Source organism: uncultured Leifsonia sp., assembly GCF_945957465.1.
Lineage (GTDB): Bacteria > Actinomycetota > Actinomycetes > Actinomycetales > Microbacteriaceae > Leifsonia.
The window spans coordinates 1-14,678 of the sequence record NZ_CAMFLC010000064.1 but is presented as its reverse complement, the minus strand read 5'-3'; the positions used below and the strand labels follow the sequence as shown (position 1 = coordinate 14,678).

Annotated in this window: 16 protein-coding genes; 9 read left to right on the top strand and 7 right to left on the bottom strand. The window is 69.5% G+C overall.

The genetic code is table 11. From position 1 onward, the window contains the following. Nucleotides 1-133: 133 nt before the first annotated feature. Nucleotides 134-805 (bottom strand): ABC transporter ATP-binding protein, encoded by a 672-nt coding sequence (locus tag Q0Q23_RS18105; RefSeq protein ID WP_295127484.1) that lies wholly within the window; start codon nt 803-805, stop codon nt 134-136. A gap of 29 nt (nt 806-834) precedes the next feature. Further along, a complete protein-coding gene (locus Q0Q23_RS18100; protein ID WP_295127481.1) occupies nt 835-2,394 on the bottom strand; it encodes an ABC transporter permease in 1,560 nt (519 codons plus the stop codon). Between the two features lie 194 nt (nt 2,395-2,588). On the opposite strand from Q0Q23_RS18100, the gene Q0Q23_RS18095 reads away from it, so the two are divergent. The 7 genes from Q0Q23_RS18095 (at nt 2,589) to Q0Q23_RS18065 (ending at nt 8,059) form a co-directional block, all read left to right on the top strand. Continuing rightward, nucleotides 2,589-3,359 (top strand): response regulator transcription factor, encoded by a 771-nt coding sequence (locus tag Q0Q23_RS18095; RefSeq protein WP_295127478.1) that lies wholly within the window; start codon nt 2,589-2,591, stop codon nt 3,357-3,359. Next, nucleotides 3,356-4,966, top strand: a complete 1,611-nt coding sequence (locus Q0Q23_RS18090) for a cell wall metabolism sensor histidine kinase WalK (RefSeq protein WP_295127475.1) — start codon at nt 3,356-3,358, stop codon at nt 4,964-4,966. Before Q0Q23_RS18095 ends, Q0Q23_RS18090 begins: the two co-directional genes overlap by 4 nt. Further along, nucleotides 4,963-5,742, top strand: a complete 780-nt coding sequence (locus Q0Q23_RS18085) for an alpha/beta fold hydrolase (RefSeq protein ID WP_295127472.1) — start codon at nt 4,963-4,965, stop codon at nt 5,740-5,742. The genes Q0Q23_RS18090 and Q0Q23_RS18085 overlap by 4 nt, the downstream gene beginning before the upstream one ends. A gap of 232 nt (nt 5,743-5,974) precedes the next feature. Next, on the top strand, nt 5,975-6,490 hold the full coding sequence (rplJ, locus tag Q0Q23_RS18080; protein WP_055917683.1) for a 50S ribosomal protein L10: 516 nt from the start codon (nt 5,975-5,977) through the stop codon (nt 6,488-6,490). Nucleotides 6,491-6,558: 68 nt separating this feature from the next. After that, the gene (gene rplL, locus Q0Q23_RS18075) at nt 6,559-6,948 is read left to right on the top strand and encodes a 50S ribosomal protein L7/L12 (RefSeq protein ID WP_018189800.1); all 390 of its coding nucleotides are present in this window, start codon (nt 6,559-6,561) and stop codon (nt 6,946-6,948) included. A 252-nt stretch (nt 6,949-7,200) separates the two neighbouring features. After that, a complete protein-coding gene (locus Q0Q23_RS18070; protein ID WP_295127462.1) occupies nt 7,201-7,338 on the top strand; it encodes a hypothetical protein in 138 nt (45 codons plus the stop codon). Nucleotides 7,339-7,414: 76 nt separating this feature from the next. Next, the gene (locus Q0Q23_RS18065; protein ID WP_295127458.1) at nt 7,415-8,059 is read left to right on the top strand and encodes a class I SAM-dependent methyltransferase; all 645 of its coding nucleotides are present in this window, start codon (nt 7,415-7,417) and stop codon (nt 8,057-8,059) included. 3 nt (nt 8,060-8,062) lie between these two features. On the opposite strand, the gene Q0Q23_RS18060 is transcribed toward Q0Q23_RS18065, so the two are convergent. Further along, the gene (locus Q0Q23_RS18060; RefSeq protein WP_295127455.1) at nt 8,063-9,211 is read right to left on the bottom strand and encodes a hypothetical protein; all 1,149 of its coding nucleotides are present in this window, start codon (nt 9,209-9,211) and stop codon (nt 8,063-8,065) included. A gap of 53 nt (nt 9,212-9,264) precedes the next feature. Here Q0Q23_RS18060 and Q0Q23_RS18055 point away from each other — a divergent pair, with 53 nt between their 5' ends. Together Q0Q23_RS18055 and Q0Q23_RS18050 are read left to right on the top strand one after the other, a co-directional pair. Next, on the top strand, nt 9,265-9,756 hold the full coding sequence (locus Q0Q23_RS18055) for a MarR family winged helix-turn-helix transcriptional regulator (RefSeq protein ID WP_295127452.1): 492 nt from the start codon (nt 9,265-9,267) through the stop codon (nt 9,754-9,756). Nucleotides 9,757-9,813: 57 nt separating this feature from the next. Next, on the top strand, nt 9,814-11,052 hold the full coding sequence (locus Q0Q23_RS18050) for an MFS transporter (RefSeq protein WP_295127449.1): 1,239 nt from the start codon (nt 9,814-9,816) through the stop codon (nt 11,050-11,052). Nucleotides 11,053-11,304: 252 nt separating this feature from the next. On the opposite strand, the gene Q0Q23_RS18045 is transcribed toward Q0Q23_RS18050, so the two are convergent. From Q0Q23_RS18045 to Q0Q23_RS18030, 4 genes are read right to left on the bottom strand one after another with little or no spacing between them, the layout of a single operon-like run. Further along, the gene (locus Q0Q23_RS18045; RefSeq protein WP_295127446.1) at nt 11,305-12,312 is read right to left on the bottom strand and encodes a LacI family DNA-binding transcriptional regulator; all 1,008 of its coding nucleotides are present in this window, start codon (nt 12,310-12,312) and stop codon (nt 11,305-11,307) included. Nucleotides 12,313-12,322: 10 nt separating this feature from the next. Further along, nucleotides 12,323-12,559 (bottom strand): hypothetical protein, encoded by a 237-nt coding sequence (locus tag Q0Q23_RS18040; RefSeq protein WP_295127443.1) that lies wholly within the window; start codon nt 12,557-12,559, stop codon nt 12,323-12,325. A 4-nt stretch (nt 12,560-12,563) separates the two neighbouring features. After that, the gene (locus tag Q0Q23_RS18035) at nt 12,564-13,478 is read right to left on the bottom strand and encodes a carbohydrate ABC transporter permease (protein WP_295127441.1); all 915 of its coding nucleotides are present in this window, start codon (nt 13,476-13,478) and stop codon (nt 12,564-12,566) included. Then, the gene (locus Q0Q23_RS18030; protein ID WP_295127438.1) at nt 13,475-14,515 is read right to left on the bottom strand and encodes a carbohydrate ABC transporter permease; all 1,041 of its coding nucleotides are present in this window, start codon (nt 14,513-14,515) and stop codon (nt 13,475-13,477) included. The genes Q0Q23_RS18035 and Q0Q23_RS18030 overlap by 4 nt, the downstream gene beginning before the upstream one ends. Nucleotides 14,516-14,678 lie beyond the last annotated feature (163 nt).

Sequence of the window (14,678 nt, the reverse complement as noted above, 5' to 3'; positions counted from 1 at the left end):
TGAGCATTCGCCGATGGGGGGAGGCGACCCGCCGCTTCGCGCACAGGATGGCGGCGTGTCGCGTCCCCTCTGACGAGCCGGCGCCCGCCCCCGGTGTCGCGGGGACGGGCGCCGAGCGGGCGGTCAGTCCCCGCTACGCGACCTCCCGCACCTGGCCGTGCTTGATGTGGAGGCGGCGCTGGGCGCGCTTGGCCACGGCGGTGTCGTGGGTGACCACGACCAGGGTGAGGCCCCGGTCGCGCCAGAGGCCTTCGAGGAGGTCCATGATCTCGTCGCGGGTCTCCTCGTCGAGGTTGCCCGTCGGCTCGTCGGCCAGGAGCACATCGGGGTTCTTCACCAGCGCACGGGCGATCGCGACGCGCTGTTGCTGACCTCCCGAGAGCTCGGACGGCAGGTGGCTGCCGCGGTCGGCGAGACCGACGGAGGCCAGGGCCTCCGCCGCGCGGCGCTTGCGTTCCTCGGCGCTGACCTTCAGCGGGGCGAGAGCGGTCTCCACGTTCTCCTGCGCGGTCAGGGTGGGGATCAGGTTGAAGCCCTGGAAGACGAAGCCGATCTCGGTGGCGCGGATGCCGGTGAGCTTGCCGTCGCCGAGCTTCGACAGGCTCGCCGGACCCAGCTCCACGGACCCCGAGGTCGGACGGTCGAGTGCGCCGAGCATCTGCAGCAGCGTCGACTTGCCGCCACCGGTCGGCCCCTGGATGGCGACGAGCTGGCCGTCGGGGATCTCCAGGGTGACGTCGTTCAGTGCGATGACCTCGCGCTTGGACTGGCTGTACTTCTTGGTGACGTTCGTGAGGGTGTACACGATGACTCCTTCTGGTCGTCTCGACCGGATCAGGCGACCGAGCGCAGGGCGGCGGCGGGACGCAGGCGCGACGCGCGCCATCCGCCGATGGCGCCGGCGATCACGCCGCCGAGGACGGCGAGGGCGACCGCGCCGACGATGATCCACACGGTGACGGGTGCGTGCAGCGCGATGTCGGCGGTGGTCTCCGACGCGCGGCGGATGCCCGAGAAGGCACCACCCCCTCCGCCGAAGCCGCCTCCGCCGAAGCCGCCGGCCCGGCCTGAGCCGGTACCGCCGGTCCCCACACCGGCGCCCGTTCCCGTCCGACCGGCGGCATTGGCGAAGCCGGAGCCGATGCTGCCGGTCAGAGTCGGGGAGATGATGTTGACGACCAGGACGCCGAGGAGCCCGACAGCAACGCCGATGACACCGCCGATGAGGCCCTGGACGATCGACTCGCCGGCCACCTGGCCGGTGATGCGGCGGTTGGACCAGCCGATCGCCTTCAGGGTGCCGAACTCGCGGGTGCGGCGGGTGACGCCGGAGATGGTGAACAGGATCGCGATGAGGAACGCGGCCGCGAGGACGATCACCGACAGCCAGGTGCCGAGGTTCGAGATCAGCTGGCCGGCGCTGCCGAGCGAGCCGGAGACGCTGGACGCCAGGTCGGCCTGGGTGCTGACCGTCGTTCCCGGGAGCGCCTTGGTCAGGTCGGTCTTGATCTGGTCGATGTCGCTGGCGGAGGCGGCCGTGATGTAGACCGACGAGATCTTGCCGGTCTGCCCCGACAGCGTCTGGGCGACATCCAACGGGATGTACGCGTTCGACGCCGTCGTGGAGTCGGCACCGGTCGCCGACACGATGCCGATCACTGTGAAGGCGGTGCCGCCGATGGTGACGGTGTCGCCGACGGCCTTGCTGGCGCTCTTGGCGTAGGCGGCGTCGAGGACGACGACGTCCGCCCCCTTGTCGGAGGCCGTGAACGTACGACCGCTCGAGAGCGTCACCGACGACAGCGGACCGACGGACTTGCCGGCCGGGTCGAGGCCCATGACCGAGAAGGAGTCGACGGAGAACGAGCTGCCTCCCGCTCCGTCGGCTCCCCCGGTCGGCGGGGGAGTGGCGGCCGCCTGACCGCCGGCCTCCCGCTGCTGACGCAGCTGCTGGAAGTTGGGGAGCGTGCCGCTGAAGCTCGTGTTCGTCAGAGTGAGCACACCGGCCGCCGCCTGGACGTTGTCGACCTTCTTCGCGGTCGTCAGGGCCGAGGCGTCCATCACCGTGGCGCCGCGGGTGGGCTCCAGCCGCGAGGTGTTGATCTGGCGGCCGGAGCCGGTGTCGGTTCCGGCGTCGGCGCCGAAGTCGAACCGGGGCCCGCCGCCCTGGGCCTGCTGGGTCGTCGCGTTCTGCGCCGTCGCGGGCTGCGAGACCGTGATGTCGGTCCCGACGCCGTAGACGGACTGGAGGACGCCCGCCTGGGCGTCCTTGACGCCGGCGGAGACGGCGTTGACGATGATGACGAGCGCGATCGCGAGGGCCATGCCGATCGCGATGATCACCGTCTGCTTGCGGCGATTGAGGAGCTCGCGCCGCAGATATGTCCCGAACATTGGCTTCCATATCTCTGGGTCGGAATGAGTGAGTCATCCGGAAGCTAGGGTGACTGCTTTGCCGCTCTCTATGGCGAAGCTATGGATTCGCCGGTACTGCGCTGAGGAAGCGCACATCCCGGTCGGGGAAACGGCCGATCTCTCTCAGACGCTCCATAGGTTTCGCAAAGTCGCCGTCAAGTCCGCTCCTCATAATGGGAAAGGTGACCATCAACGCCCGCGCCGCCTCCGGCCCCTCCAGCCAGCCCCGTACCCTTCTGCGCCGCGCCGACGGCAGCTCGATCCGCGTGCTCGTCGTGGACGATGAGGCGACGCTGACGGACCTGCTCGCCATGGCCCTCCACTACGAGGACTGGGAGGTCAAGACGGCGGCCAACGGCCAGCAGGCGCTGCAGCTGTCGCGGGAGTTCAAGCCCGACGTCGTCGTGCTCGACATCATGCTCCCCGACATCGACGGACTGCAGGTGCTGTCGCGGATGCGTGCGGACGGCAACGAGGCACCCGTGCTGTTCCTGACGGCGAAGGACTCCCTCGACGACCGCATCGCCGGGCTCACCGCGGGAGGCGACGACTACGTCACGAAGCCGTTCAGCCTGGAGGAGCTGGTCGCCCGGCTCCGCGGCCTGCTGCGCCGGTCGCGCGCGGCCGTCGCCGACCAGGACGACCCGGTGCTCATCGTCGGCGACCTGGTGCTCGACGAGGACAGCTACGAGGTGCACCGCGACGGCGAGCCCATCCAGCTCACGGCGACCGAGTTCGAGCTGCTCCGCTTCCTGATGCGCAACCCGCGGCGGGTGCTCAGCAAGGCCCAGATCCTGGACCGGGTCTGGTCGTACGACTTCGGCGGATCGTCCAGCGTCGTGGAGCTCTACATCTCGTACCTGCGCAAGAAGATCGACGCAGGTCGTAGCCCGATGATCCACACGGTCCGCGGCGCGGGTTACATGGTGAAGGCCGCGCAATGACCGCTGCCCGCTCTGCGGGCGCCCCGACCTCCGGCCGTGAGCGCGCCCGGCGCCTCGGCCTCCGCCCGTTCCGCACCTGGACGCTGCGCAGCCGCGTGGTGCTGGTGGTGGTCGCGATGCTCGCCGTGCTCGGCGCCGTGATCGGAACGGTCAGCGTCCTCGCTCTGCAGAACTATCTGGTGGAACGGCTGGACTCGCAGCTCACCAGCGCGCTCTCGCGCGGGCAGCACGCGGCCGACCGGATCAACGGCGGCGGCCCGACGATCCCGCAGGCGCAGGATGTCGTGCAGACCCCCGGCCAGCCGACCGGGACGCTCGGCGCCGTGCGCAGCTCCAGCGGCGGCCTGCTGTTCACCCCCGTGATCCTGTCGAATCGGCCGACGACGCAGTCGACCGACCAGCCGCTCGGCCCGCAACAGGTGGCGATCAATCCGCTGCCGTTGCTCACCGTGCCGTCTGACCAGACCCCGCGCACGGTGGACCTCGGCTCGGCGCTGGGCTCGTACCGCATCGCGGCCGCCCAACTCGACAACGGCGACAGCGTCATCATCGGGCTCCCGCTCAGCGAGGTCGACGCGACGATCCAGCAGATCACCCTCGTGATCGTGCTGGTGACTCTGGCCGGGCTGGTCTTCGCCTTCCTCATCGCCAGCTTCGTGGTGCGGCTGGCCATGAAACCGCTCGCGCGGGTGGCGTCGACCGCCGAGCAGGTCGCGCACATGCCGCTCGATCGCGGCGATGTCGCGCTGTCGGTCCGCGTGCCGGAGGAGGACACCGACCCGCACACGGAGGTCGGCAAGGTCGGCTCCGCGCTCAACCGGATGCTCGGCCACGTCGCGTCCGCGCTGTCCGCCCGCCAGGCGAGCGAGCAGAAGGTGCGGCAGTTCGTCGCCGATGCCAGTCACGAGCTGCGCACGCCGCTCGCCTCGATCCGCGGCTACGCCGAGCTGACCCGCCGTTCACCGCACGAGCTGCCGCAGGACATCACGCGTTCGATCGGCCGCATCGAGTCGGAGGCCACCCGGATGACGTCGCTGGTCGAGGATCTCCTGCTGCTCGCCCGCCTCGACGAGGGCCGCGAGCTCGACCGCGACCCGGTCGACCTCTCGCTCCTGCTGATCGACGCCTTGAGCGACGCGCACGCGGCCGGTCCCGACCATGTGTGGAGCATCGACCTCCCCGAGGAGCCCGTCGAGGTGACCGGGGACGCGCCGCGGCTGCACCAGGTGGTCATGAACCTCCTCGCGAACGCGCGCGTCCATACGCCGGAGGGGACGAAGGTCGTGGCGTCCCTCGCGGTCGACCCGGCCGCCCAGGAGGCGATCGTGACGGTTTCGGACGACGGGCCGGGCATCCCGCAGGAGCTCCAGCCCACGCTGTTCGAGCGGTTCGCGCGCGGCGACAGCAGCCGCAATCGCGCGACCGGATCGACCGGGCTCGGCCTCGCGATCGTGCTGGCCGTCGTGGAGGCGCACGGCGGCACGGTCGCCGTGACCAGCGAGCCGGGGTCGACGGTCTTCACCGTGCGGCTTCCGTTGGCGTCGGCGGAGCGTGGAGCGCCGGCCGCTCCGGCCGCGGTCGCGCTGCAGGGAACCGATCCGGAGTGAGTCCGCTCCTCGCGACCGTCGCCTACGGAGATCCCGCCGCGCCGCCCCTGGCCTTCTTCCGCGGCCTGCCGTCGGAACCGGGCAGGGCCAGAGGACTCGACGCCGTCAGCGAGCGCTGGATCGTGAGCGGACCGGCGCACACGCACCGGGTGCACGCCATCGGCCGGCCCGCGCAGCTGACCCCGGGTGCGACCATGGCGGAGATCGCCGCGCTCTACGCGCGGGTCCTGCGCACGCGGTTCGGCGGGCGGGCCGCCGTGATGGGCATCTCGACCGGAGCGAGCATCGCGCTGCAGCTCGCCGTCGATCATCCCGACCTCGTCGGCTCGCTCGTCGTGGCCGCCGGCGCGGGCACGCTCGGACCCCGAGGCCGGCTGGTGCAGCGCCGCTACGCCGACCTGCTCGCCACCGGCGATCCGGCCGCCGCCGGTGAGCTCGCGCTGGCGACGATGGACGCACCGCTGCTCGCTCCCGCGGTCCGCCTCGTCACCCGGGCACTGCCCGGACCGTCCGACCCGGTGGGGCTGCGCGCCCTGGTGGAGGCCGAGGACGCCTTCGACGTCCGCAGCCGCCTCGACCGGGTCACCGCCCCGGTGCTCGTCGTGTCCGGGGGGCGTGACGTGTTCTATCCGATCGCCCTCGCCGACGAGACGGTCAGACGGCTGCCTCGGGCGACGCACGTCGTGTACCCGCGCCGTTCGCACGCCGGCGTGCCGCTCCACCCGCGGTTCAGGCACGACGTCACGGCCTTCCTGCGCGCCCATCGCGCGGACTGATTTGCGTGCGCGCGGTCGATCCCGTACCCTTGTCGAAGCCAAAGACCGCTGGTCGACGTGCATGCACGTCCGAAGTTCCACTCAGGTGGGGGCCCGCGCAGGTGTGTGAAGCACTTCCCGCAGTTCTCTGCGATGACGAGCTCCGTGCCCTGCGCCGGAGCTTTTTTCTTTTTCCCGCGGTCGAGGCGTGCACCGCTCCCGCGGTGCGCGAGAAGACAACCGAGGAGTAGCCATGGCGAACAAGGAAGCCACGGTCGCCGAGCTCGAAGGACTGTTCGAGAGCTCGACCGCCGTTCTGCTGACCGAGTACCGCGGTCTCACTGTTGCTCAGCTCAAGACGCTGCGCAAGTCCATCAGTGAGCACGCGACGTACGCCGTGGTGAAGAACACGCTGACCAAGATCGCGGCCAACAACCAGGGCATCTCGTCGTTCGACGACGAACTGGTCGGGCCGTCCGCGATCGCGTTCGTGCACGGCGACCCCGTCGCCGTCGCGAAGGCTCTGCGCGACTTCACCAAGGCAAACCCTCTGCTGGTGGTCAAGGGCGGTTACTTCGACGGTAACCCGCTGACCGCAGAAGAGGTAGGCAAGCTCGCCGACCTCGAGTCCCGTGAGGTTCTGCTGGCCAAGCTGGCCGGCGCCTTCAAGGCCTCGCTGTTCGGAGCCGCATATCTGTTCAACGCACCGCTGTCGAAGGCCGTTCGCACGGTCGACGCGCTGCGTGAGAAGCAGGAGTCCGCTGCGTAGTGTTTTCGGGGGTTTTGGCCTCCGGGACCCGCAAGCGGTGAGTAACCACACACACTAAGGAGAAAATCATGGCAAAGCTGTCGACTGAGGAGCTGCTCGACGCGTTCAAGGAGCTCACGCTCATTGAGCTCAGCGAGTTCGTGAAGAAGTTCGAGGAGACCTTCGAGGTCACCGCCGCCGCCCCCGTCGCCGTGGCCGCCCCGGCCGCCGGTGGTGCGGGTGCCGCCGCCGAAGAGGTCGAGGAGAAGGACTCGTTCGACGTCGTCCTCGAGGCCGCCGGTGACAAGAAGATCCAGGTCATCAAGGAGGTGCGCGCCCTCACCAGCCTCGGCCTCGGTGAGGCGAAGGCCCTCGTTGACGGCGCGCCGAGCACCGTGCTCGAGGGCGCCAACAAGGAGACCGCCGACAAGGCGAAGGCTCAGCTCGAAGAGGCTGGCGCCACCGTCACCCTCAAGTAGTCGACGCCCCGTCGGGGCTTCTTCTACCGCAGGCTGACACAGCCACGCGACGCGGACTCCTTCTGTAACAGAGTGTTCCGCGTTGTGGAGGGCGTCGCCCCCGTGACGGGGCGGCGCCCTTCGTGCGTTAAGAGCTGAGGCTCGGCGCGCACGATCGGCTGCGGCGCGGACGCTCACCCCACCAGAGCGTCCGATCGCGCCTGCCCGCGTGCATCGGTGTGCAAGGACGCACGACCGGAAGAAGAAACCACGATGAATACCTGGCGTACTTTCGCCTCCACCCTGCGCGGGTTCGGGTCCGCGCTCCTGCACGGCGACCACCGCGACGACGGCGCTCACCCGCCGGATCTGTGCCGCAGGACCCTGCTCTACGATCGGTACCTGCGGTAGAACCCCAAGGAGAACACGAACGCCCTCATCCGAGTGGATGGGGGCGTTCGTCCATCCACCGCTCTAGGGTCGGAGGGTGGAGAGCGAAGAGGAGGCGCGCGTCGCCTACGACGCCGTCGCCGACGATTATGCGGCTCTGCTGGCGGACGAACTCGACGAGCGACCGCTGGAGCGCGGGCTGCTGACCGCGTTCGTCGAACAGGTGGATGCCGCCGGCGGTGGCCCGATCGCCGACCTGGGCTGCGGGCCGGGCCGGGTCGCGGGATTCCTGGCGGGGATCGGGGCCGATATGCGCGGCGTCGACATCGCTCCGCGGATGATCGAGGTCGCGCGCCGCGATCACCCGTCCGTTCCGTTCGAGGTGGCGTCGATGGCCGCGCTGCCGATCCGGGACGGCGAGCTGGCAGGTGCGCTGGCGTGGTATTCGATCATCCATATCCCACAGGACCGGCAGGGCGTCGTGTTCGCGGAGCTGGCGCGAGTGCTCCGACCGGGCGGGCTGGCGCTGCTGGCCTTCCAGGTGAGCGAACGCGGCGACGAGGATGTCGTGCACCTGCGCCGGGCCTACGGGCACCAGATCGAGCTGCGCACCCGCCGCCAGTCGCCCGCTCGCGTGCGACATCGTCTCGTCGGCGCCGGTTTCGCGCCGTTCGCCGAACTCGTGCGCGAGCCCATCGCACCGGAGAAGTCGCGGCAGGCCTTCGTGATGGCTCGGCGGTGAGGCTCAGGGGAACGGCAGAGCCACCGGGTACCAGTACGTCTGCATCGCGGCGTCGCTTGCACACGGCTGCATGGTCACCAGATCGGCGGATGCCGGAGCCGTCAGGCAGAGTCCGGATACGGCGTTGACCAGTTGGAGGCGCGAACCGCCGGCGTTCGACACTTCCTGCGGAATCCATTGCTGCTGCGCAAGCGTCGGGAACGAGCCGTTGACCGTCACGCTGCCGCCGGGGCTGGTGCCGCCTGCCGTCAGGTAGCCGTTGTTCGAAGCGGTCGTCCTGACGCGCAACTGGACGGCGCTTGCTCCGTTGATGGGAAGCATGGCGATCGCCTGATTGCCGAGACTAACATCGGTGCCGATGTCGTGGCACGCGTACGTGCCCATCCCCGATCCCGCGGTGGCGCCCACGCCACCGCGGAGGTCGAGGCACAGCGCGGCGGGGGTGAGGATGTTCTGGGGCTTGACCTGGTAATAGGTCGTGAGGTTCGTGAGCGGGCGGAACGGGTAGATCAGCGAGGTGGTGATCGGATCGGAGTCGGCCGTCGCCTGGTCGGTCACATTCCCGAGAGCGATCTCAGCGCGGAACGAGGGTGTGAAGCTCATCGTCCCCGACGGGGAGCCCAGTGCGGCCGCCAGGTTCTGCCTGCTCTGGCCGCTGTTCGTGGCGGAGCTCGACCCTCCCGTCGGCATCCCTCGAACGCAGAAGAGGGCGCTCGCACCGGGGGCGACCGCGACGGCCCGGCTCGTGACGCCGTCCGACCACGCGCCGGCGACTGCTCCGGGCACGGGATTGCTCGCCGTCGTGCACGCCGCAGCCGAGGCGACCGGCCAGATCACCGCCGAGAGGAGGGCTCCGAGGCCGGTCGCGGGGGTCGAGGCGGAGAACGCGCTCAGGGTGACGTTCGAGCTGCCGGCGAAGGTGGCGGAGGCCTGGTTGTTCGTGACGTTCACCAGATACGTCGTCTGGTAGAGGTCGTTGGTCATCACGGTGCTGACCGCGGTCGGGGTGATCGTGACGGACTCGCGGCCGACGGTGACCGAGCCGGTCGCCGTGACGCGGGCGCTCCAGCCCGCCGACGCAGGGACCGCGCTGACGAGCCCTGCGACCGACAGAGCGGCCGCGACGGGGAGGAACCAACGGGCGATGCGCACGGAAGCAGGATAGGGACTTGATTTATATAGTCAGGCTATATAAAATGGTCTGCGTGACCGAAACCCTGACCTCCCCGACAGGCGGCATCGACACCGCGCAACTCCGCGAGACCCTGGGCGACCTGGTCGTCGCCAGTCACCGGCTCATCCGTCTCGCTGCACGCGTCACGGGCAACACCGAGTCGCCCGCGACCTGGCGCACACTGAGCGTCCTGCTGAGCGCAGGGCCGATGAGGTTGGGCGAGCTCGCCGCTCAGAGTCGCGTCTCGCAGCCCACGATGACCAAGATCGTGCGCAATCTCGTCGAGTCGGAATGGGTCAAGCGCATCGCCGACACCGACGATGCGCGGGCCTGGCAGATCGCGATCACCGACGCGGGCACCGCTGCGCTCCAGGCCTGGCGCGATGCGCTGTCCGACGCGCTGGTGCCGATGTTCGCCGACCTCAGCGTGGACGAACTCGCCGCGATGCGCTGCACCGTCGAGGTCATCGCATCGCGAGCCGAGCTCTCCGTCGCGGCATCCGCAGCCGTCGCCGGTCGCTGACCTTCGCCCCGTTCTTCATCACCGCTTTCACAACCGCCGAGGAGGCCTCACCCGTCCATGTCTCATCAGAAGCCGGACAACATCCTCAAGCAGCCGACCGCCGTCTGGGCCGTCGCCTTCGCGTCCGTCATCGCGTTCATGGGGATCGGTCTCGTGGACCCGATCCTCCCCGCGATCGCGGCCAGCCTGAAGGCGACGCCGACGCAGACCGAGATGCTCTTCACCAGCTACCTGCTGATCACGGGCGTCGCGATGTTCTTCACGAGCTGGATCTCCAGCCGGATCGGCGCCAAGCGCACTCTGCTGATCGGTCTCGCGCTCATCGTCGTCTTCGCGCTCGCCGCGGGGCTGTCGCAGAACGTGGCGTCGATCATCGGCTTCCGTGCCGGCTGGGGGCTCGGCAACGCGCTCTTCATCTCCACCGCACTCGCGACCATCGTCGGCGCGGCAGCCGGCGGCACATCCGCGGCGATCATCCTGTACGAGGCGGCTCTGGGGCTCGGCATCGCGATCGGCCCGCTCCTCGGCGGCCTGCTCGGCAGCTGGAGCTGGCGTGGCCCGTTCTTCGGTACGGCGACACTGATGGCCATCGGCTTCATCGCCATCGTCGTGATGCTCAAGCAGAACCCCGAGAAGCCGCAGCCCACCGCGCTCTCTGCACCGTTCCGCGCCCTGGGCCGGCCGGCGCTCGGTTTCCTCGCGGCGGCGGCACTGTTCTACAACATCGGCTTCTTCGTCCTGCTCGCCTACACGCCGTTCGCGCTCGCCGACCTCGGCATCACCGACGCGATCACACTCGGCCTGATCTTCTTCGGCTGGGGCGTCGCGCTGGCCGTCACCTCGGTGTGGGTCGCGCCCCTGCTCACGGCCCGCTTGCCACGCACCAGGGTGCTCTGGCTCATCATGCCCCTGCTGGCCCTCGACCTGGCCGCTGCCGGACTGTTCGTGAGCTCGATGGCGGCGCTGATCGTGTGCGTGATCGTGGGCGGCCTGCTCCTGGGCATCCTGAACACGGTGCTGACCGAGTGCGTGATGGAGGCCACCGATCTGCCGAGATCCGTCGCCTCCAGCGCCTACTCGGGTGTCCGGTTCCTGGGCGGCGCGATCGCCCCCCCGGCGGCGACCCTGCTGGCGACCGCCTTCGCGCGGGCGACGCCCTTCTACGCCGGTGCTGTCTCCGTGCTGATCGCCGTCGCTCTCGTGATGCTCGGTCACAGGCACCTCCGCCGCGTCGACGCGCCGCAGGAGACTCCGCAGCAGGAGGCCGAGATCCTCGCGCTCGCCGACGCCGACTGAGCCGGCCCCCGTGACGAGGTGCGTCGCGGAAATGCGAGGAGCCGCCCTGTCCTAGTCAGGGCGGCTCCTCCCGTGCTCGCGCTAGGAGCGGAGAACACGGACGGCCGTCGGCGGGCGATCGTGCCTACCCGAAAGGCGCGATCGGCCGACGACCGGTTCACCCATTGTTTCAGATCGCCGGGCTTCGATCGTTCATATCGGCCCTGATTCGCTCTTTTGCGCGCAGATCCCCGCCGAAACGCCGATCCGTCGTCAGCGTGGGGGAGCGGTCGACCGCCGGACGACCAGCGTGGCCTCCGCGCGTACGGACTGCGGGCGCGGGTCCGCGCCGCCCAGCTCGTCGAGCAGGATCCGCGTGGCGACCGCCCCCTGCTCGAACGGGCTCTGGGCCATCGTCGTCAGCCCGAAGCACTCGGAGTAGTCGTGGTCGTCGATGCCGATGACCGAAAGGTCCTCCGGCACCCGCAGCCCGTGATCGCCCGCGGCCAGGATGGCCCCCATCGCCATCTCGTCGGATCCGGCGAACACGGCCGTCGGGCGCGGTCCCGGCCGGTCGAGCAGCCGGTTCGTCGCCGCGCGCCCCTCCGGAAGAGTGAAACCGCCCGGGATGACCCACTCCGGCCGCACCGTGAGGTGCGCCGAGCGCATCGCCTTCTCGAAGCCGCGCAGCCGGCCCAGCGGGACGTTGCTGTTCAGGCCCTCCTCGTCCTCGCCGCCGAGGTGGGCGATGTCGGTGTGGCCCAGGCCGATGAGGTGCTCGGTCGCCGCGCGCGCCGTCGCCTTCTCATCGATGCCGACGCTGCGCAGCCCCTTGACCGGGCCGCCGACGACGATCGTCGGGTGGCCCAGGGAGGCCAGCTGCTCGCGTTCGTCGGAGGTGAAGTCGAGGCAGAGCGCGAGAAGGGCGTCCGTGCGCTTGCGCAGGATGCTGCGGTGGAAGACCCGTTCGCGGTCTCCGCGATGGCCGCCGAGATTGAAGAGGATCATGTCGTAGCTGGCCGAGCGCAGCTCCGAGTCCACACCCTCCAGCACCTGGGTGTAGAACCACCGGCTCACCGACGGCACGACGACGCCGAGCGCGAGCGTGCGCCCGCTGGCCAGCCCCGACGCGCTCGACGACGCGACGTAGCCGAGCTCGTCGGCTGCCCGCCGCACTGCGGCACGAGTTGTGTCCGACACGTTCGGGAGCCCCCGCAGCGCCCGCGAGACCGTTGCCGTGGAGACGCCGGTCGCGCGCGCGACCTCCTCGATTCCAGCCATGCGCGTCCCGTCAGGAGTCCTGGGTTGCCCGCGCCTCTTCCGCCCTCAGGCGCGCCGCCGTGATCCGGCGGCGCGCCTGCAGGAGCAGGATGAAGATGACGACGAGCACGAGCGAGACGAGGGCCCAGGCGAGTGCCGGCTCACCGGTGAGCTCGCAGGCGGCCGTGATGATCACGAACACGACCCCGAAGAAGCCGACGAAGCCGAGACCGACATCGACGAACTCCTTCGGCTCGTTCCTGCGCATCGGGTCAGCCCTTCACTCCACCTGCGGTCAGACCCGCGACGATCCGGCGCTGGAAGATCAGCACCAGGATGATGAGCGGGACAGTCACGATCGTACCGGCCGCCATCACGGCGGTGTACGGCTCCTGGTGCGGCTGGCTGCCGGTGAAGGAGGCGATGGCGACGGTGACCGGCTGCGTCGCGTCGCTGGACAGCTGGCTCGAGATCAGGAACTCGTTCCACGAGGAGATGAACGCGAGGATGGCGGTGGTGAACACGGCGGGCGCGGCCAGCGGCAGGATGATCTTGCGGAACGCCTGTGCCTGCGTGCACCCGTCGATCCGCGCGGCCTCCTCCAGATCCCACGGCATCTCGCGGAAGAACGAGACGAGCGTGTAGACCGTCAGCGGCAGGGCGAACGAGATCTCCGGGATGATCAGCGCCTGGTACGTGCCCATCCAGCCGATGTTCGTGAACAGCTGGAACAGCGGCGTGATGAGCGCGACGCCGGGGAACATCGACGCGGCCAGGATGATCCCGAGGATGACGCCCTTGAACTTGAAGTCGAGCCGCGCGAGCGCGTACGAGGCGAAGATGCCGACGACGAGCGAGATGGCCGTCACGCAGACGCCGATGAACAGCGAGTTCAGCAGCGCCTGGCCGAGGTGGTTGCCCAGGTTCGTGGACAGCGCCGTCACGTAGTTGTCCCACGTGACGTGCGTGAACCACGGCGTGTTGTCGCTGGTGTAGCCGACGTCGCGGAACGACGTGACCACCATCCAGTAGAAGGGCAGCAGGCACCAGAGCACGATCACCAGCGCCTGCACGATCGTGCGGATGCTCTGGTTGCGGTTGCGCGACCTGGAGCGGTTCTTCGTCCGGGTGCGGGGCAGTGCGTTCGCCTCTGCGGTGGCCGAGGCGGGGCCGGCGACGGTGGTCATCCCTTCGCTCCCTTCGCTTGCGTCTCCTGTGTTCGCACCACGTTCGTGCCGAGGAACCGCACGAAGATGAACGCCACGAGGAAGATCAGGATGAACGTGATGGTCGAGAGGGCGGCCGCCGAGTTGAAGCCCTGGCGGATCTGATCGACCACGAGGATCGACAGCGTCGTCGTCGCATGGCCGGTTCCGCCTCCACCGCCTGTCAGGATCTGCGGCAGGTCGTAGATGCGGAGGGCGTCGAGGACGCGGAACAGCACCGCGACCATCAGTGCCGGCTTCAGCAGCGGCATCGTCACGCGCCAGAATCGCTGCCAGGTGCTCGCGCCGTCCATCTTCGCCGCCTCGTAGACGTCCTCCGGGATGATCTGGAGGCCGGCCAGGATGAGCAGCGCCATGAACGGCGTGGTCTTCCAGGTGTCGGCGATGATGACCGCGAACCGGGACGCCCACTCGTCGCTCGTCCACAGGATGTGGGCGTTGAGGACGGCGTTGGCGACGCCCGCGACCGAGAAGATGAAGAACCACAGCTTCGCGGTGACGGCGGTGGGAATGGCCCACGGGATCAGGATGGCCGCGCGGACGAAGCCGCGGCCGCGGAAGGCGCGGTTCATGATGAGCGCGAACCAGAGTCCGAGGATGGTCTCGAGGATCACGGTGGTGACGGTGAAGAAGAAGGTCACCCCGACGGCGCTCCAGAAGGTCGATCCCAGGTTGCCCGGCGGGCAGGAGATCGTGGTGCCGTTGGGTCCCTGGCACTGCTGGAACAGCCAGTGGGCGTAGTTCTGGAAGCCTGCGAAGCCGCCCTGCACGAACAGGCCGGTCGCCGGATCGAGCCCGGCGTCCTTCTGGAAGGACATCACGACGGCGCTGACGATCGGGTAGCCGATCACCACGGCGAGCAGGATGAGCGTGGGGATGATCAGGTAGAGGGCCCAGCGACTCTGCTGGCGACGATTGTGCTTGACCCCGGCGCGCTGTTCAGGCGGCTTGCCGGCGTTCTTCGTTGATGAGGGGGCGACGACGTTCGGCGTTGACATGTGTGCCTCCGAGAGGAAGAGCGGGAGAGGGGGGAGCCGGGCGGCGGGAAGGGTCCCGCCGCCCGGCGACCCTGGAGGGGCCGACGGGCCCCAGCGCGCGGGCGTGATTGCCGCCGCCCTGTCCTTCAGCCTCGCCATGGCGGCGCCCGCGCTCGCCCAGGGG